Genomic DNA, 17573 nt, shown 5'->3' on the forward strand with positions numbered 1-17573 from the left:
GCAGGCCGACGCGCGGTTTCTCAAATGCGAGGCGGCGGGGCAGGGGCGCTCCGCGCCGGCCGCGGCCGTGCTTGCCGCGCCGGGGCCGAAGGGTCATGTGGGCGGGATGCCCGTCTCCCCCGCCTACCGCCCGGACCCGAAGTTCCCCGACCTCGGCCCGGAGTTCGCCGACCCCGTTCAGGCGGAGGCCTTCCCGAAGACCCTGCTCCGCTACCGCAACGACCGCGCCGCGACGACGGTCGGCCTCGACACCCTGACCGACGAGGAGTGGGTCGCTCACTTCGGCCGCTTCGAGCCGCTGCCGGGCAACATCGATCCGCCGCTCGCCCAGCGCTACCACGGCCACCAGTTCCGGGTTTACAATCCCGAGCTCGGCGACGGCCGCGGCTTCGTCTTCGCCCAGATGCGGGAGCAGGGGACCGACCGCCTGCTGGACCTCGGCACCAAGGGCTCCGGGCGCACGCCCTGGTCGCGCTCGGGCGACGGGCGGCTGACCCTGAAGGGTGGGGTGCGGGAGGTGCTGGCGACGGCCCTGCTCGAGGCGCTGGGCGTGCCGACCTCGCGCTCGTTCTCGCTGGTGGAGACGGGGGAGGCGCTGGTCCGTGGGGACGAGCCCAGCCCGACCCGCTCGTCCGTGCTGGTGCGGCTGTCGCACAGCCACATCCGCTTCGGCACCTTCCAGCGCCACGCCTTCTTCGAGCGGCCCGACCGGATCAACACCCTCGTCGAGCACGTCGTCGACAACTACTACCCCGAGCTCGCCGGCGCGGCGGACCGGCCGGTCGCCCTGCTGCAGGCGGTCACCGCCCGCATGGCCCGGCTCACCGCCCGCTGGATGGCGGCGGGCTTCGTGCACGGCGTGCTCAACACCGACAACATGAGCCTGACGGGGGAGAGCTTCGACTACGGGCCCTACAGGTTCCTGCCGCTCTCCGACCCGGGCTTCACCGCCGCCTACTTCGACAACGCCGGCCTCTACGCGTTCGGCCGCCAGCCGGAGGCGGTGTTCTGGAACCTGCAGCAGCTCGGCGGCTGCCTCACCTACGTGGCCGAGAGCGACCGGCTGATCGAGGTGCTGAACGGTTTTGGCCAGGCCTACCGGCGCGAGCTGGTGGCCGCCATGCTGGACCGGCTCGGCCTCAAGCCTCAGGGCGAGGAGGCGGACGCCGCCCTGGTGCAGGCCGCGTTCGGGGCGCTCGCCGAGGGTGGCGAGGCCCTGCGCTGGGAGCCGTTCTTCTTCGACTGGTTCTGCGGCGACCAGGATCGGGCGCTCGCCGGGCGGCGCGGCGAGATCTATCGCCGCGAAGGCGCCCAGCCGTTCCGCGACCTCGTCTCGGGATACGAGCCGGACCGGCCGGAGCGGCTCTCGAATCCCTACTTCGCCGGACACGAGCCGGAGGAGCTGCTCTACGACGAGATCGAGCAGATCTGGGCGCCCATCGCCGAGCGCGACGACTGGGAGCCGTTCGAGGCCAAGCTCGCCAAGATCGAGGCCGCGCGGATCGCCTGGGCCTTGCCCGCGCAAGGAACCTGACGGCCCGGGGCTCCGTTCGCTGGGCGGGAGGCTCAGGAGACTCCGATGCGCGGCCTGCTGCGCTGGATCGCGATCGTTCCCGTGCCGGTGCTCGTGGTGGTCTATGTCATGGGGCTGCTGGCGAGCGCGGGCTGACCGCCTTGGTGCGCGAGGCCCATTGCGCCAGGACCACGCCCGCGAGCGCCACCGCCGCGCCCAGCGCCTGCAGCGGCCCCAGGATCTCGTGGAACAGGAGCCAGCCGAGGAGCGCGGCCACCACCGGCTGCACCACCACCACGACCGAGGCCGTGGAGGTCGGCAGGCGCCCCATGGCCCAGGCGATCGAGCCCTGGCCGGCCACGTGCATCACCCCGAGCGCCGCGCAGGCGGCCCAGCCGCCCGGGCTTCCCGGTAGGAGGCGCTCGCCGAACGCCAGGGCCGCCACCAGCAGCAGGGGCGCGCCCACCGCGCTCGACCAGAACATCAGCCGGCCGGTGGTCTCGCGCTTCCGGCCCTCGCCGATGGCCAGCATGTAGAGGGCGTACCAGAGCGCCGTAGTGAGCGAGAGCGCATCGCCCAGCGGCTCGTTGGGTCCCGGCCGGCCGGCCCCCTTGGCCGCCGCCATGGTCCAGGCGCCGACGACCGCCAGGGCCACGGCGGCCAGGAACAGCGCCCGCGGACGTTCCTTCAGGAAGATCCAGGCGAAGGCGGTGACCACCACCGGCGTCAGGTTGGTGAGCACCGTGGCCTTGGTCACCGAGGTGTAGCTGATCCCGTAGTGCCAGAAGCCCAGGTCGAGGGTGAACATCAGGCCGGCGGCGAGCCCGTAGCGTGAGGGCCGGCCGGGACCTGCGGAGGTCTGCCGGGTCATGGCGTAGAGCAGGGGGAGCGCGAAGGTCAGCCGCCAGAAGCCGGCCGCCGCGGGCCCGGCGTCGGCGAGCCGGACGAGGATGGGCGAGAGCCCGATCACGGCCGCGCCGAGCAGCAGCACGCCCAGGGCCTGCCACCGCTCGGCCGTCGAGGGCCCTGCTTGTCCGCTCAAAAGCCCATCTCCCGCCGCAGCTCCGCGGGGCTCATACCCCGGGCGCGCAGTTCGCGCAGCGTCTCGGCGCGGTCGCGCTTGGCGTAGCGGCGGCCGTCGGGGGCGGTGAGGAGGCGGTGGTGCCGGTAGACCGGCGTCGGCAGGCCGAGCAGCGCCTGCAGCAGGCGCTGGACGTGCGTCGCCTCGAACAGGTCCTCGCCGCGGATCACGTGGGTGATCCCCTGCAGGGCGTCGTCGACGACCACCGCCAGATGGTAGGCCACGCCCACGTCCTTGCGGGCCAGGACCACGTCGCCGCCGAGCTCGGGCCGGGCGGGCACGGTCCCGCGCCCCTCGTCGACGAAGGCCAGGCCGTCGAACCCGCCGAGCCGCCGGGCGGCGGCGGCCAGGGAGAGGCGCCAGGCGAAGGGCTCGCCGGCCGCCAGGCGCCGGGCCTCGTCCTCGGCCGCGAGCGGGGCGCCGCGGAACACCTCCATGGCGCCGTGCGGCGCGCGGGCGATCTCCTCGGCGATCTCCCGGCGGGTGCGGAAGCAGCGGTAGAGCAGGCCGTCCGCGGCGAGCCGGTCGAGCGCCCGCTGGTAGTCGTCCATGTGCTCGGACTGGCGGCGCACCGGCTGCTCCCACGCCAGGCCGATCCAGGCCAGGTCCTCGTAGGTCGCCGCCTCGTACTCCGGCCGGCAGCGGGTGCGGTCGATGTCCTCGATGCGCAGGATGAACCGCCCGCCCGCCGCCTGCGCCGCCTCAAAGGCGACAAGCGCGGAAAACGCGTGGCCCCGGTGCAGGTAGCCGGTGGGGGAGGGCGCGAAGCGGGTGACGAAGGCGGCGGTCACCCGCGGGGGTCTATCAGGCCTGGTGCGGCCCGGGGAACAGGCCCATGTGGCTGAACACGGCGTGCAGGAACGCCTCCTCCCCGCCGAGCTCCTCCTTCAGGTGGTCGAACTGGCGGAAGCCGGCCATCTCGGCCAGGCCGTGGCCCGCGCACCAGGCCGCCACCGTGGCGAGCTCGAGGTCCAGTCCGGCGTCGGGGTCCGCGCCCAGCTCCACCATGGTGTTGCGCACCTTGCAGTAGGCCGAGTCCTCGCCCTCCTTCACCTCCATGGGCAGGGACTCCTTGTCCCGCGCGGCGTCGTACATCACGCGGTAGAGGGCCGGATTGTCCCGGGCGAAGCAGACGTAGGCGATGCCGATGGCGGTGAGCTTGGCCCGGCCCTCCGCCTTGGCCTTGGCGTCGGCCATGGCCTGGTCGAGCATCATCCAGCCCTCGTGCGCGACGGCGTCGAGCAGCTCGCCCTTGTCTTTGAAGTGGTGATACGGCGCCGCCGGGCTGACGCCGGCTTCGCGGGCAACGGCGCGGAGCGACAGCGCGCTCGGGCCGTCCGTCTCCAGCAGCCGCCGGGCCGCGTCCACCAGGGCGCGGCGGAGGTCGCCGTGGTGATAGGGGCGGGATTCTGCGGCGTGAGATTCTCTCATCGGGCGTCACTGTAAATCTCGATCTGATCGCCGTAAAGATGATCTTGACGCCGCTCAGATGGGTGCTATCTTAGCATCGTTCAAATAACCAAACGCCCCTGCTCCCCCGGGGGTTTCAACTGAAGGTGTGTGTCTCCATGTCTCTCGCGATCTCCAACTTCGAACGGCTCTTCGACCGCCTGGCTCCGGCCCTGCTGCTGTTCCTCGGCCTGACGGCCGCGGGCGCGACGGCGGGCCTGGTGCTCTGAACGGGCAGCCGATCGGACGGACCGGAGAAGGGCCCCGTCCGGGGCCCTTTTTCTTTGCGCCTCCGCTCGGCGCGTCGCCCCGACCCCCATTCATCGGTGCATAGCTGAACCTCGTAAAAGATTATCTGAACATCGTTCGGATCGTGGTATCTAAACGATGTCCAGATGGGCCTGGCGGCCGGATCGGCCGGCCGCCGCAGACAAGGAAAGGAAACAAGACATGTCGATCCTGTGGAACCGCATGCTCGACGTCGTGGCCTCCTACGCGATCGTGGCCCTGGGCCTGACGGTCGCCGGCGCCACCGCCGCGCTGGGCGCCTGATGTGGGGCGCGCCTCAAGCCTCGCCGCGGGCCCGCCCGGGGCGAGGCGCATGGCGCCGTTCGCGGAGCGTCGTCATGGAGATGTCTCCGAATCTCCGCTATCGTGTGAGCTGCAGCCGATAGGGCTGGCGCGTGACGCATAGAGGGGCTTTGTCTTCAGTCCACAGGCGTACGTCATAGGCGCGGCGACGCGCTCCGGGAGGTCCGGCGATGCAGGTGCTTAGTCATCCGCCGTCCGGTTGGCCTGCCCTCGTGCTGAACGCGGACTTCCGCCCGCTCAGCTACTACCCGCTGTCCCTCTGGCCCTGGCAGGAGGTGATCAAGGCGGTGTTCCTCGACCGGGTCGACGTGGTCTCCACCTACGACCAGAAGGTCCACTCCCCCTCCTTCGAGATGCGCCTGCCGAGCGTCGTCGCGCTCAAGAGCTATGTGGCGCAGGACCGGCCGCCGGCCTTCACCCGCTTCAACCTGTTCCTCCGCGACAGCTTCAGTTGCCAGTACTGCTCGGCCGGCGAGGAACTGACCTTCGACCACGTGATCCCCCGCTCCCGGGGCGGCCGGACCACCTGGGAGAACATCGTCACCGCCTGCGCGCCGTGCAACCTGGCCAAGGGCGGCCGCACGCCGGCCGAGGCGCACATGCACCCGCACCACAAGCCCAGGCGCCCCACCGCCTACGAGCTGCAGGAGCGGGGGCGGAGATTCCCGCCGCATCACCTGCACGAGAGCTGGCTCGACTATCTCTACTGGGACATCGAGCTTGAGGCCTAGGCTTGTTTCGGCTTGTTTGGCGTTGTCCTCCCCTCTGAAAAGCTTGCGTTTTCGTCGCCTGACGTCACACTACGTTGTGTGGTCTTGCCCGAAACGGTGATGACCGCGTGATGACCAAATCCAGCTTGGCGGCGGATGATGACCAGCAAAGACACGGCGCAGCAGCGCCTTACGAGACGCACTGTTGCGGCGGCGGCGAAGGCGGCTGATCGCTACACAGTGTGGGATGCGGACCTGAAGGGCTTCGGCCTCCGCGTCGAGCCCAGCGGGACTAAGACCTACGTGGTCCGCTATCGGTTGGGCGGCGGTCGCACCGGCACGCTTCGGCAGTTCAAGATCGGCCGCGCGAACAAGCTCACCCCAGACGAGGCGCGCGACCAGGCCAAGGCGGCGCTTGCACTGGTCGAGATGGGCAAGGACCCTCAGGCCGAACGCGTCGAGGCCCGGCAGACGCCCACCGTGGCGGCGCTCTGCGATGCCTACATGGCCGAGGGTGTTGCGACGAAGAAGGCGAGCACCATCGCCTTGGACACGATCCGCATCGAGCGGCACATCAAGCCGCTGATCGGCGGCCGCAAGATCACCGAGCTCGGGGCTGGCGACGTCGAGCGGATGATGAACGCGATCGCCGACGGGAAGGTGCGCTCAGAGGATCATCCGCACGCTCGTGGTGGCCGGACGGCAGCAACGAAGTCGGTCAAGCTCCTTCGGGCCATCTTCAACTTCGCCATGGCGCGGAAGCTCTGCGTCGAGAATCCGACCCTGGGCGTGAAGACGTTCGCCGACGGTAAGCGCGAGCGCTTCCTGTCGCCGGCGGAGTTGGGGCGTCTGGGTGACGTTCTGACCACGGCCGCAGGTGAGGGGGCGCACCCCTATCACGTCGCGATCCTTCGGCTTCTGGCGCTCACCGGCGCACGGAAGAACGAGATCGCCCAGCTGCGGTGGTCGGAGGTCGACCTTGAGCGCGGCCTGCTGCAGCTCGAGGATAGCAAGACCGGACGCAAGGTGATCCGCCTGGGCGCCGCGGCTCAGGAGATCCTGAGCGAGGTAGCTCGGACCAAGAGCCCCTACGTCTTCCCTGATCCGCGGGACACCTCGCTCCCGATCCGCAACCTCGATTGGTTCTGGGTGGGGATCCGGACGCGCGCTGGCCTGGATGATGTGCGCATCCACGACCTCCGCCACAGCTTCGCGTCGGTGGGTGTCTCTGGCGGCTCCGGACTATTCCTGATCGGCAAGCTCCTGGGGCACTCGCACGTCGCCACGACGCAGCGCTACGCCCACCTGGCCGACGATCCGGTCAAGGCCGCTGCCGACAAGATCGCCGGCGCCGTCGCCGCTGCGATGAGCGGGGGGGCCTCTGACGTGAAGCCGCTCCGGGAGGCAGGCGCGTGAGCGGGCCGGACGACTTGAGAGAAATGACCGCCCACCTGGCGGCGCGCGCTCGCGAGGAATTCTGCCCCGAAGCGTACGCGGTTCACGGCGCGCCCGGGTATGCCGACGACATCACGCGCTACCTGAGAGCGGCGGGCTGGGAGCATGCGCATCTCGCAGGCTTGCTGGCCGACGCGGCGCGCGCTTCGGGCGAGTGGTTGCCAATGGCGCCAGGCTCGCTGAACGAGCTGTCCTCGCAGTTGGGCTGGGCGATCAAGTGGGCCAGCGAGGCGCTCGCGGCAGGCGAAGTAGTGCACGTGGCGCAGGCCTTCACCGCCGTCGCGCTGCATTGGGCGGAGCTGCGGCGTCGGAACGCTGAGGTGGATCGGCTGGCGGGCGATGTCCAGCGGTCCGCGACCCTGGCGGGTGAGGCGGCCGCGGAAGCGGAGCTGCGCGCCCTTGCTCAGGCGGGGGAAAGGCCAGTCGGCAATCTCTGGCGCGAGGAGGCGCAGCGCAAGCACACCCTCACCGAGCGCGGGGCGAGGAGGGTGTGGGACGCTGTGGCAACCGACTATCCGGCCCTGAGTTCAGCGGCCGGCAAGCCGAAGACGCGGCGAGCGAAAGCGTAGCGCCTAGCGCAAAAGCGTGGCGCCTGTTTGAGGCGGCGGGCCACGGCAGCTTGCTCCTGTCGCACCGGATTGGCCGGTGTCACTCGGGAGCAACTCGATGGAACCCACCACCTCCGGCGAAGGCGCCCCGACCCACGTTGACCGCTACGTCGACGTGAAGGTCGCGGCCCACATGCTCAGCCTCTCGCCTCACTACCTGAACCGACTCCGCGTCAGCGGCGGCGGGCCGGCCTACAGCACGTTCGGCCGGGCCGTTCGGTATCGGATTGGCGATCTGTACGCTTGGGCCGCCTCCAAGACGACCACGTCGACGTCCGATCGGGCGGCGTAGTCATGGCCAGACATGAAGAAGCCCCGGGGCCGGTGAGCGGCGCCCGAGGCTCCAGCGCATTGCTTGGCGGCAAAATGCCCGGGCAGGGTAGTCGCCTCGCCCGGCCCAGGCAAGCTCAGCTGATCCTCCGCAGCATCCACGACGAGGCGGGGCGCTGGCAGGGCCTGGAGGTGGCGCGATGACCGCCGACCGGGATCCCGCCCTGGTCCGCGCAGTCGCGGACTTCATCGGCCATTACCGCGAGGAAGGCGGGGAGGCTCGCCGGATGCAGGAGGCGGTGCTCGCGCAGTTCGGCGCCGCATCGAGCACCACGTACGCGCTCGCCTTGCTGATCGCCAACGGCGCTGCGCCGGCCGCTGGGCCGTGCGGAGGCCGGACATGAGGGCCGCAGACATCGCTCGCGCGCGGCGGGGCGTGCCCAGCGGCGACGGCTTCCTGGTCAGCTGCCCGCTGGCAAGCCACGGGAAAGGCCGCGGCGACCGTCGGCCAAGCTTGTCGATCCGCGACGGCGACACCGCCCTGCTGGTCCACTGCCACGCCGGCTGTGACCCGCGCGACGTGCTCGAGGCGCTCAGGCGGGAGGGGCACGCTGACGGCGACGCGCCGCCCGAGACGCAAGAGCGGCCCTCGCTCCAGCGCGCGGAGCCGGAGCATCGACCTGATCCGGCAGCCGTCACGATTTGGCGCGAAGCCGTAACCCGCGGCGAGATCCTGGGCCGCTACCTCGCCGGCCGCGGCATCCGCTCGACGCCCCCAACGCTCCGCCAGGGTATTCATCTCAAGTTCGGTCGCATACCCATCCCCTGCATGGTGGCGGCGGTGCAGGCGCCGAGCGGCCAGGTCATCGCGGTTCAGGAAACCCTTCTGACCTGGAAGGCCACCAAGGCGCCGCTGACGAGTTCCAGGCACACCACTGGCGCCCTCGGGCACGGTGCGGTGCGGCTCGGGCCCGCCGGTCCGGTCCTCGGGGTTGCGGAGGGGGTCGAGACGGCACTCAGCGCGATGGAGCTCAGCGGCGTTACGTGCTGGGCGAGCCTCGGCGGCCAGCGCCTGGGGCGGATCGCTCTCCCGTCAGCGGTCCGCGAGGTCCACATCTTCGCCGATGCCGATGCTCCAGGCCGTGCCGCGGCCGAGATGGCCGCGGACCGCTACGCACAGCAGGGACTGGCGGTGACGGTGCGTTGGCCGCCGGAGCCTTTCGGCGACTGGAACGACTACCACCGCGGCCAGGCGGGGGCGGCGGCCGCATGACCGAGCCCGTAACCCTCATCCCCGGCGAACGTCAGGAGAGGCGCGCTCCGGTCCGGCTGCGCGGCCTCGACGAACTCGCCTTCACTGCGGACGAGCTCGGCCTCGAGGAGCCGCCGGCGCGCGCATGGCACGTGCCGCAGCTGGTGCCGGCGGGGACCGTGACGCTGCTGCAGGGCGACGGCGGCACGGGTAAGAGCCTCCTGGCGCTGCAGCTCGCTGCTGCGACGACGCTCGGCAAGCCGTGGCTCGGCCAGGAAGTGCGGCGGGGGAACGCCCTGTACCTCAGCGCCGAAGACGACCGCGACGAGATCCACCGGCGCCTATCCGCGGTGACGCTCGAGCACGGCGTCGCCTTGGACAGTCTGACCGGGCTGAAGGTGGTCGACCTCTGCGGCGAGGATGCGGTTCTCGCCGACGCCGAGCGCTCGGGCCGCCTGCAGCCAACGCCCCGTTGGCACGAGTTCGCCGAGCTCGCCCGCGCCTGGCAGCCCAGTCTCATCACGATCGACAACCTTGCAGACGTGTTCGCGGGTGAGGAGAATTCCCGCCCGCAGGCGCGCCAGTTTATCGGCCAGCTGCAGGGCCTCGCTCGCGAGATCTGCGCGACGGTGGTCCTCATCGGCCACCCTTCGCTGGCGGGGATCGCCTCCGGCTCGGGATCCAGCGGGTCGACCGCGTGGAACAACAGCGTGCGGTCTCGCCTCTACCTCACCAAGCCGGCCGGCTCGGAGGAGGCGCCCGCGGACCCAGATGCGCGGGTCCTCACCGTGAAGAAGGCGAACTACGGCCCCAGCAGCATCGAGGTGCGCCTGCGGTGGGCAGGCGGCGTGTTCCGGGCCGACGGCCCCGGCACTCGTGCGGTGGGCGCCGTTGACCGCCAGATCGCCGAAGCCAGGGCGGAGCACACCTTCCTGGCGCTGCTCGACGCGTTCACCCAAGAGGGCCGCTGGGTCGGCCCGAACACCGGGCACACCTATGCGCCCGCCCTGTTCGCCCGGGATCCGCGCGCCAACGGCGTCGGCAAGCCCGCTTTGGCTTCCGCCATGGGGCGCCTGTTCGCCAGCGGCAGCATCATCGTTCAGCCCTACGGGCCACCCTCGAAGGACAAGAGGCGCATCGCTCGGGCGCCGGCGGGGGAGGGCAAATGACCCCTGCTCTCGGCCTGCTCTCGCCCGTTTCCACCCTGCTCTCGGCCTGCTCTCGGGGGTGCTTTCGGTATGCTCTCGGCGTGCCTTCGGGGTGCTCTCGGGGTGCTCTCACTCCCCCCATACCCCCCTATGGGCTACGCGCCCCTTTAAGGGGGCCGCGCCCATGATGAAGGGACCCCCTGGAAGAGAGAAAATCCGCCGCGATCATTTTCGCGGTTCTGCCGGCTGGCAGGAGGCCCGAGCGGGCGTCGATCCGGCTGCGATTCGGCTGCTGCTTCGCTGATCGGCGACCGGCGTTCGTCGCCTGATGTCCTATAGAGGGACATTGAGTAGGCTGGCGTTGCTCTATTCAGACGTTGATAAATAAGGGAAATTGGCTGCCAACTTGGCGGCTACGGATGTTTCGGTCATCACCCGGGCATCACGCAGGCGGCCAGTCGAACAGAAGGCCGCCCATGCATCGCGAAGCCGTCGCGCCCCGCCAGTCCGCCAATCGAAGCGCGATCAGCAACGGGTCGCGCGTCCTGATCGGCGTGGACGGTCGGTCGGCCGGCGCCCGCCGCTATCGGGACATCGTCGAGGATCTCAGCCGGGAGATCGGGGGCGACCTGTCCGCGGCCGAGCTGCTGCAGGTCCGGAACGCGGCAACCCTTCAGGTGCTGGCCGAAGACCTGGCCGCGGCCCAGGCCAGAGGGGAGGCCGTCGATGCGGAAGCCCTCACCCGTGCCGCGAACGGCGCCACGCGCGCCCTGGCGGCTCTCCGCCGGCTGCGGCCCGCCGCCAAGGCAAAGCGCAAGGTGGGCCTGAGCGACGTGCTGGCGGCCCGCAGGATGGCCGCGGAATGAGACAGCTCCCCGGCCGGTCGTTCGCGGCGCAGCTCAGGCACTTCAAGCGGGAGCGGGTGGAGAAGCTGCCCGCCGAGATCGTGGCGCGCACCGTCAGGGAGTTCGCGCAGAGCCTGGTGACCGACTGGACGCCCTACGGCCAGCCCGAGTTCTGGAAGGCGCCGCCGCCCGCCGACTATCGGCCCGGCAACCTGCAGTCCTCGTGGTTCCTAAGCATCGGGGCGCCCACGGCCGAGACGACCACCGCCACCGATCACCGGGAGGCCCACAACCTCGGCCTGCTGCAGGACTTCCGCGCCGGGCCCAGCGTCTACCTGTGCAACAGTGCCCCCCACGCCTCCGCGATCGAGCATGCCCATAGCTGGCAGGCGCCGAACGGGCTGATGGTGAATGCTCACGAATTCGAGGGCATCGCCTACACCGTCGCGCGGGGGCTCAGCCAATGAAGCCCCAGGTCTCCATGCGCGACGCGCTGGCCGACCCGCAGCTCCTGGGCGGGGCGATCCCCGGCGACTCCTGGCTGCCGTGGCGCACGCTGCTGATCGCGGCCATGGGCGAGGCGCTGACCGACGAGGAGCGGGCGATCTTCACCGCCCTTACAGGCCGCGAGCGCGAGCCGCTGAGCCTAGTCGAGGAGCTCGTCGCGATCTGCGGTCGCCGCGCCGGGAAAACGCGCGCTGCGGGCACGCTCGGCGCCTACGTCGGCACGCTCTGCGACCACTCCGAATACCTGGCGCCTGGTGAGCGAGGCGTGATCCCCATCCTCGCCCAGTCCCTCGACGGGGCCGCCCGGGCCTTCATGCACGTCCGCGGCGTGCTGGAGCACTCGCCACTGCTCGCTGAGATGCTCGACGGGGAGCCGACCCAAGACACGATCCGGCTGGCGAGCGGCGTTGACGTCGTGGTCCGGCCGGCCAACTTCCGGACGATCCGCTCGATCACGGCCGTCGCTGCGATCTGCGACGAGGTCGCCTTCTGGATGATCGAGGGGACGGCGAACCCGGACGCCGAGATCCTGAACGCGCTTCGCCCCTCACTGGCTACGACCGGCGGCCCGCTGATGGTGATCTCGAGCCCGCACGCGAAGCGCGGTGAGGTCTACAAGACGTTCAGGCGCGACTACGGCCCGGCCGGCGACCCGGCGGTGCTGGTGGCAAAAGGCCCGTCGCGATCGTTCAACCCGACCCTGCCGCAGAAGACGATAGACCGCGCCTATGCGCGTGATCCCGAGGTCGCGGCCTCTGAATTTGGGGGCGAATTCAGAAACGACATCGCCGCCTTCGTGACCCGCGAGGTCGTGGAGGCTTGCGTGCTGCCGGGCGTGCGCGAGCGCGGCCGGATCCACGAGCACGGCTACGTCGCCTTCGTCGACCCCTCGGGCGGCCTCAACGACTCCATGACCCTCGCCATCGCCCATCAGGAGGGCGAGACGGCCGTTCTCGACGCCGTGCGGGAGCGGAAGCCGCCGTTCAGCCCCGAGGCCGTGGTGGCCGAGTTCTGCGCCCTCCTGAAGCTCTACGGCATCACCGAGGTCACCGGCGATCGCTATGGGGCCGAGTGGGTTCGCTCTGCGTTCGATCGTGCCGGCGTACCCTACCACCACGCGGACCGCACCCGCAGCGAACTCTACCGCGACCTGCTGCCGGCCCTGAACAGCGGTAAGGTCGAGCTGCTCGACCTCCCCGAGATCGTCACCCAGCTCTGCGCCCTGGAGCGCCGCGTCGCACGCGGCGGCAAGGAAAGCATCGACCACCCTCCGCACGGTCACGACGACGTCGCCAACGCGGTCGCCGGCGCCCTGTCCCTAGTCCGCGCATCCGCCGCCCCGTCGGTCGGAATGTTCCTGTCGTCCGCCGTCCGCGCGGGCATCGCTCGCTCCCGAGCATAGCCAGAAGGAAGACCACCATGAGCAAGACCCCCATCACCAACGTGAGCCCCGAGCAGAAGGCGCAGGCCGCGCTCAACAGCATCACCCAGGCCGTGAAAGACGCCGTGAAGGCCGGCATCGAGGCCGCGATCTCGGAGATCGAGGGCAACCAGGGCGACGAGCGCGAGCCCGCGAGCAATCAGCGCCGGCCGGCGATCGGCGGCGCCTTCAAGCTGCCGAAGGCGGACTAGTCGTGGCCTTCGGTGAGACCCGGGAGACGAGCCTCGACCTGACGCTCGTGCTGGACCCCGCGGAGGCCTGGCCGGACGCGGAGGCGTGTCCGGACTGGCCGTTGCGCCCGATGCAGACCGCGAGCGGGCACGGTGTCGTGGGTGAAGCCGCGGCGAAGGAGCAGCTCGAGCTGTTGCAGCAGCACCTCGGGCGGAACGCTGAGCTGAGGCCGCCGACGGAATCCGAGCGCGCGACCCTGAGGAGCCGGTACTTCCGCGACTACGATCCGGAAGAAGCCGGCGGGCAGGGGCGCAACATCGGCCCCTGGTCCACGTCCCTGGGGCTGCGGGGGTTCACCTGGCGCGATCGGTCGACGGAGGCGCCGGCGCAGCAGATGGTCGAAGCGCTCCACATCCGGGGCTACCTCCGCAAGCTGGAGGAGCGCCGCGCGCGCCAAGCCGCCGGCGCACAGCAGCAGGCAAGGGACGTCGCCCAGGCGAAGCTCGATCGGTACGAGCGGACCGTTGTTGGCCTGGGTGAGGAGCTTTCCGGTCTGTTGGAAGCCGAGGCCCGCCACAAGCAGCAGCTGGAGGACGAGAAAGCCGCCAGGCGCTGCTTCGAGATCCGTCAGGTGATCGACGGCGCCTATCGGGAGGCTGTGAGGGCTGCCGCCGATCTGGGCGTCGACCCTCCGGACCCGCCCAAGACCTAACCGAGACAGTCGCGGGGGTGACTTCTGACCCGCGATCAGCCCGCCGCGCCGTCGTCTTCCGGCGCGGCGGGCGCCCTCTGCTCGGTGCCTTCGTATTTGTCGAAAATGGCGGCGAGTTCGGTTGGCCGGACGATCCAGATGTCTCCAATGGCCGCCGTGATCTCGCTCGCCTTCTTGAGGATTCGTCCGTCGCATGTGACGAAGTAGCCCGCCTGCCAGGCAGCGGTATCATGAAGGTGCGCCGCGTCGCTGTGGTGGCGCCCGGGGGTCGCATTTCCCTGCATGACCTGGCGCACCTTATCGAGCCGGCTGCGGTCACCCAGCCCTGTATCGAGCGTGTACACAAGCCTGTTCGCCCGGCGTTGCGCCGACAGTGGCGTGTTGGGGTGGTCCAGTTCGCGGCGAACGGTGTGCGGTATCGCGATCGACAGCACCATTTGCTCGGCGAGCAGAATCAACCGGTCCGCGGCCGCACGCTCCTCGGCTGGAATCGTGTCGTGAAAGAAGTTCGCGTCCACCCGGATCCCGGCGAAGCGGGGGTGTGGAGGTTTACGCTCTCGTCGGCGGCGCTCGCTCATATGCGCATCATGATGGTGCCGCCCCCGAATGCGAAGAGCCCCCGGCCTTGCGGCGCGGGGGCTTCTCGTTCAGCATGTCCGTGGGTGTGAGAACCCGGACTAGTGATAGGGGCCTGACCCGGTTGGCGCCGGAAGGGCCTGACGGCGAGCTTGGCGGCTCGTTTCGCAGCTCCGCTTGGCGGCGGGCTGACCTTGGCCATTAGGCCGGGGGCGGCGCGCCATGTCCAGAGCGAAAGCTTAAAAGCACGTCGAGCCGTCTCACTAGCGGCTTCTCACCCCCCGGCTGTCAGGTCCGCCACCTGGCGCGGCTGTGAGAGGCCGAACTAGTGAGCACCACCCATGAAGCATGACCTCAGCGCGCCCTCAGGAGCGCCGCTGGCGGGCTTTGACCCGCTTGCCCTACCCACCCACCCCGCCGACCGCATTAGGGCTCTCCTCGACCATCTGGAGAGCCTCCGCGATGCGATGATCGAAGAGCTCGACCGGCTGGAGGGCGACGCGGATCTCGAGCTCGAGTGTGAGGATGAGGGCGCCCAGTGCGAGGACGAGGGCTGTGATACCGACAGCGAGCCGGATGAGACGGGAGGCGGCGGCTACAGCTGCTGCAACTGGCAGGATGAGGGTGACCAGACGAAACTTAGCGCGCTCCCCGTCTTCACGGAGCGGCCGGCGGCGGCGCGGTCGCCGCACGAGAACGTGAGCGGCTACTTCGCAGTGAGGGCGCTGTGATGAGCGTCGCTCACCGCCCCGCCTGGGCGGACTATGCGGAGGGCTTCTGGTTCAGCCCAGCGGCGTCCCAGGCCATGGAGCACGCGAGACGCGCCGGCATGAAGCTGAGCGAATTCTCGGGCGTGTTCTTCCCGATCCGCGCAACAGCCTACGTCACCTTTCACATAGAGGCGACCGGGGAGGTCCGGACCTTCGATGCCGAGGGAGAGCGCGCATAAGAGCTGCGCAGGGCCGGGGGCTGGCGCGGGCGACGCCGGCCGAGGCGGGGGCGAAGGGCAACGTCGCCATGGGACGCATGTCTCCCGAGGAGACGCGCGTCGCCCCGTCCCCCTACGCCTCCGCCCTCCGCGACCACGGCATCAGCCGCCGGCGGCTCCGGTCGCCGGCCATCTGCCCGCTACTGCGCGGTGCCGCGCGGCTCCAGGTCCGGCTGCAGATAGAGGCGCGCTGACCCGTCTGACAGCATCTCACGCGCGAGGCGCTCGAATGTCGTCTCGATGAGATCCTGCTCCGTCACGACGAGCTCGCCACCAGCGCGCTTCACCATGGCCGCCATCATGCGGAGCATGATCGCAGCCAGCAGCTGCTCGTTCAGGTCGTTCATTGCGGTCGCGCTGGCCGGGAAAGGGCGCCGCCGTCGTCGGTCAGCTCCCAGACCACGCCACAGCCTTGGCAGGTGCCGAACACTTGGGCTCCGTATAGGTACCCCGCCTCGCGTCGTTCGATCCCGCCAACCCGTCCCGTACCGCAGGACGTGCAGACAGGCCGGCGGTCGCGATCAGCCCGAGCCGCCTCGGCGAGCTCGCGTATGCGCCCCGGCATGGCTGCGAAGTCCTTCAGCCACAGGAGGGTCTTGGCGACGAGGCCTAGGGGGGGAGGGTGGGCTTCCATGAGTCGTAGGATCAGCGGGCCGCGCGGCGGTGTCGAGCCGCGGCGAGGCCCCCCGCGTTCGCGGTGGCGGAGAGCGGAGGCGTAGGGGGATGGGCGACTTCCTGCCGCGTCGCGCCGGAGGACGCGGCAGCTTTCGCCAGCCCGCCAGACGGCGCCGCCGGATTTGCACTTTGTGCACGCTTGGCTCAGAACATGCGGCAGGAGGCGGCTAGAGCATGAACGCGCCCATGCCCTATACCGAGATGGCGACCGCGGGTGCGTTTACCACGGACCAGGTCGCTCGCCTGCTTGGGGTTGAAACCAAGGAGGTCAGGTCCTGGCTTCAGGGTCAGGCGCCTCTGATCCTATCCGACTACGAGCCGGTGGAGCATCGGCGGCTGCTCTCTTTCGAGGGGCTGATTGAGGCTCGCGTTATCGCTTACCTCCTCGAGAGTGGACTAGGGCGGCCGCGGCTCCGCGGGCTCATGCAGCACCTGCGCGCGAAGACCGAGCAAAGGCACCCGCTTGCGCGGCGTGATGCGATCTCGACGACTGGCGACCGCGTCTTTGAGAAGGACGGGGAGCGATTCGTGAACCTCCTGAATGACTGCTACGCGGATGCGGTGCTCCTGCGCCCCGCGCTGCGAGGCCACGTAGCCTACGACGGTGCTCGAGCGCTCTACCTGGAACCGGATCCCAAGGTCTTCCCTCTCGTACGCATTGACCCCCGGAGAGCGTTCGGCCGGCCGGTCGTCGTCGAGGGAGCTGTTGCGGTGCCGACCGCCACCTTGGCTGAAGCCGCGACCCATGAAGGCCAGTCTGGGGCCGCGGACTGGTACGGCGTCTCTGCGGAGGCGGTTCGCCAAGCGGTCGATTTCGAGAAGCATTCGGCGGCTGCGTGACGCGCATCCGCTTCGATGAGTGCATCTCGCACCGCATCGTGGCGGCGATGAAGGCCTTCGGCGTCCCCGCTGGCATTGAGATCGAGCACGCCCTGGAATGCGGTGACGGAGGTCGGGCAGACGTAGATTGGCTCTCGGCCTTCAAAGCGGGTGGAGGCAGATGCATCGTCACCGGAGATCCGGCGATGCGCGGCAAGATCGTCGAGCGCATGACGCTGCAGTCATTGGACTTAGTCGCGATCTTTCCTCCTCGAAAGGGCTCCTGGTTCATGAAGCTGGGGCGATACGGCCAGGCCAGTTATCTGATCCGCTGGCTGCCGGTAATTGCGGAGCTCGCGCCGACGGCCGAGGCGGGGGCTCACTTCATGCTGCCTCCGACGTTCGAGCCTGACATCAGCCGGGTCGAGAGGCTGCGCGCGATCAGAGGGCCGACATTGTCCGAGGTGACGGAGAAGAGAGCTGCTCGGTCGCGATCAAAACGGCGTGATGACCGGGTGATGACCGACAAAAATGATCTGGTGTCTCTCGCGGCGAAAAAGACAATCAAAACAACCGCTTGATGCGGTTTCGTGGGGCTGTCTCCGCGTCCTCTACTGGGACATCGAGCTGGAGGCCTGACCAGCGATTGCTTCCGGAATGGAAGCAGTGTGCTCCGCGCGCGGCGGATTATCGTCGCGGGACAAATGCATCATCTGGGCACGGACGGCGCAGCTCCGCTCGCGCCGGCCCGTCATCGCGGCC

22 protein-coding genes are annotated in these 17573 nt (G+C 69.8%); 17 read left to right on the forward strand and 5 right to left on the reverse strand.

Features of this window, described 5'->3' with window-relative positions; translation table 11 throughout:
- The first annotated feature begins 106 nt into the window (after nt 1-106).
- Nucleotides 107-1534 (forward strand): protein adenylyltransferase SelO, encoded by a 1428-nt coding sequence (locus ACE3Q8_RS10820; protein WP_374470293.1) that lies wholly within the window; start codon nt 107-109, stop codon nt 1532-1534.
- A gap of 106 nt (nt 1535-1640) precedes the next feature.
- On the opposite strand, the gene ACE3Q8_RS10825 is transcribed toward ACE3Q8_RS10820, so the two are convergent.
- From ACE3Q8_RS10825 to ACE3Q8_RS10835, 3 genes are read right to left on the reverse strand one after another with little or no spacing between them, the layout of a single operon-like run.
- On the reverse strand, nt 1641-2555 hold the full coding sequence (locus ACE3Q8_RS10825) for a DMT family transporter (protein ID WP_374470294.1): 915 nt from the start codon (nt 2553-2555) through the stop codon (nt 1641-1643).
- Complete coding sequence (gluQRS, locus tag ACE3Q8_RS10830; RefSeq protein ID WP_374470295.1) at nt 2552-3385, reverse strand: tRNA glutamyl-Q(34) synthetase GluQRS; 834 nt, start codon at nt 3383-3385, stop codon at nt 2552-2554. The genes ACE3Q8_RS10825 and gluQRS overlap by 4 nt, the downstream gene beginning before the upstream one ends.
- A gap of 13 nt (nt 3386-3398) precedes the next feature.
- Nucleotides 3399-4025: a TetR/AcrR family transcriptional regulator gene (locus ACE3Q8_RS10835; RefSeq protein WP_374470296.1), complete on the reverse strand. Its 627-nt coding sequence runs from the start codon at nt 4023-4025 to the stop codon at nt 3399-3401.
- A 779-nt stretch (nt 4026-4804) separates the two neighbouring features.
- Between ACE3Q8_RS10835 and ACE3Q8_RS10840 the strand changes: the two genes are divergently transcribed.
- From ACE3Q8_RS10840 to ACE3Q8_RS10895, 12 genes are all read left to right on the forward strand, one after another.
- On the forward strand, nt 4805-5365 hold the full coding sequence (locus ACE3Q8_RS10840; protein WP_374470297.1) for an HNH endonuclease: 561 nt from the start codon (nt 4805-4807) through the stop codon (nt 5363-5365).
- A gap of 138 nt (nt 5366-5503) precedes the next feature.
- A complete protein-coding gene (locus tag ACE3Q8_RS10845; RefSeq protein WP_374470298.1) occupies nt 5504-6760 on the forward strand; it encodes a tyrosine-type recombinase/integrase in 1257 nt (418 codons plus the stop codon).
- Nucleotides 6757-7368, forward strand: coding sequence for a hypothetical protein (locus tag ACE3Q8_RS10850; protein WP_374470299.1), 612 nt, complete (start codon nt 6757-6759; stop codon nt 7366-7368). Before ACE3Q8_RS10845 ends, ACE3Q8_RS10850 begins: the two co-directional genes overlap by 4 nt.
- Nucleotides 7369-7465: 97 nt before the next feature.
- Nucleotides 7466-7699, forward strand: coding sequence for a helix-turn-helix transcriptional regulator (locus ACE3Q8_RS10855; RefSeq protein ID WP_374470300.1), 234 nt, complete (start codon nt 7466-7468; stop codon nt 7697-7699).
- Nucleotides 7700-7877: 178 nt separating this feature from the next.
- Complete coding sequence (locus ACE3Q8_RS10860; protein WP_374470301.1) at nt 7878-8081, forward strand: hypothetical protein; 204 nt, start codon at nt 7878-7880, stop codon at nt 8079-8081.
- The gene (locus tag ACE3Q8_RS10865; RefSeq protein ID WP_374470302.1) at nt 8078-8950 is read left to right on the forward strand and encodes a toprim domain-containing protein; all 873 of its coding nucleotides are present in this window, start codon (nt 8078-8080) and stop codon (nt 8948-8950) included. The genes ACE3Q8_RS10860 and ACE3Q8_RS10865 overlap by 4 nt, the downstream gene beginning before the upstream one ends.
- Nucleotides 8947-10098: an AAA family ATPase gene (locus tag ACE3Q8_RS10870; RefSeq protein WP_374470303.1), complete on the forward strand. Its 1152-nt coding sequence runs from the start codon at nt 8947-8949 to the stop codon at nt 10096-10098. The genes ACE3Q8_RS10865 and ACE3Q8_RS10870 overlap by 4 nt, the downstream gene beginning before the upstream one ends.
- Before the next feature lie 455 nt (nt 10099-10553).
- Complete coding sequence (locus ACE3Q8_RS10875; RefSeq protein WP_374470304.1) at nt 10554-10943, forward strand: hypothetical protein; 390 nt, start codon at nt 10554-10556, stop codon at nt 10941-10943.
- Nucleotides 10940-11389: a hypothetical protein gene (locus ACE3Q8_RS10880; protein WP_374470305.1), complete on the forward strand. Its 450-nt coding sequence runs from the start codon at nt 10940-10942 to the stop codon at nt 11387-11389. The genes ACE3Q8_RS10875 and ACE3Q8_RS10880 overlap by 4 nt, the downstream gene beginning before the upstream one ends.
- A complete protein-coding gene (locus tag ACE3Q8_RS10885) occupies nt 11386-12831 on the forward strand; it encodes a hypothetical protein (protein WP_374470306.1) in 1446 nt (481 codons plus the stop codon). The genes ACE3Q8_RS10880 and ACE3Q8_RS10885 overlap by 4 nt, the downstream gene beginning before the upstream one ends.
- 17 nt (nt 12832-12848) lie before the next feature.
- Entirely contained in the window at nt 12849-13061 is a 213-nt protein-coding gene (locus tag ACE3Q8_RS10890; protein WP_374470307.1) for a hypothetical protein, read from the forward strand.
- A gap of 2 nt (nt 13062-13063) precedes the next feature.
- Complete coding sequence (locus tag ACE3Q8_RS10895; RefSeq protein WP_374470308.1) at nt 13064-13753, forward strand: hypothetical protein; 690 nt, start codon at nt 13064-13066, stop codon at nt 13751-13753.
- Between the two features lie 35 nt (nt 13754-13788).
- Here ACE3Q8_RS10895 and ACE3Q8_RS10900 read toward each other — a convergent pair whose 3' ends face one another.
- A complete protein-coding gene (locus ACE3Q8_RS10900; RefSeq protein ID WP_374470309.1) occupies nt 13789-14331 on the reverse strand; it encodes a hypothetical protein in 543 nt (180 codons plus the stop codon).
- Between the two features lie 339 nt (nt 14332-14670).
- Between ACE3Q8_RS10900 and ACE3Q8_RS10905 the strand changes: the two genes are divergently transcribed.
- Together ACE3Q8_RS10905 and ACE3Q8_RS10910 are read left to right on the forward strand one after the other, a co-directional pair.
- Nucleotides 14671-15060, forward strand: a complete 390-nt coding sequence (locus ACE3Q8_RS10905) for a hypothetical protein (protein WP_374470310.1) — start codon at nt 14671-14673, stop codon at nt 15058-15060.
- Nucleotides 15060-15278: a hypothetical protein gene (locus ACE3Q8_RS10910; protein WP_374470311.1), complete on the forward strand. Its 219-nt coding sequence runs from the start codon at nt 15060-15062 to the stop codon at nt 15276-15278. The genes ACE3Q8_RS10905 and ACE3Q8_RS10910 overlap by 1 nt, the downstream gene beginning before the upstream one ends.
- Nucleotides 15279-15457: 179 nt before the next feature.
- Here ACE3Q8_RS10910 and ACE3Q8_RS10915 read toward each other — a convergent pair whose 3' ends face one another.
- Nucleotides 15458-15664, reverse strand: a complete 207-nt coding sequence (locus ACE3Q8_RS10915) for a hypothetical protein (protein ID WP_374470312.1) — start codon at nt 15662-15664, stop codon at nt 15458-15460.
- 502 nt (nt 15665-16166) lie between these two features.
- Here ACE3Q8_RS10915 and ACE3Q8_RS10920 point away from each other — a divergent pair.
- Nucleotides 16167-16832 (forward strand): hypothetical protein, encoded by a 666-nt coding sequence (locus ACE3Q8_RS10920; RefSeq protein ID WP_374470313.1) that lies wholly within the window; start codon nt 16167-16169, stop codon nt 16830-16832.
- Nucleotides 16829-17392 carry a hypothetical protein gene (locus tag ACE3Q8_RS10925; protein ID WP_374470314.1) on the forward strand — a complete coding sequence of 188 codons (564 nt, stop codon included), beginning with the start codon at nt 16829-16831 and terminating at the stop codon, nt 17390-17392. The genes ACE3Q8_RS10920 and ACE3Q8_RS10925 overlap by 4 nt, the downstream gene beginning before the upstream one ends.
- Nucleotides 17393-17573 lie beyond the last annotated feature (181 nt).

This window comes from Phenylobacterium sp. (assembly GCF_041913825.1).
GTDB lineage: Bacteria > Pseudomonadota > Alphaproteobacteria > Caulobacterales > Caulobacteraceae > Phenylobacterium.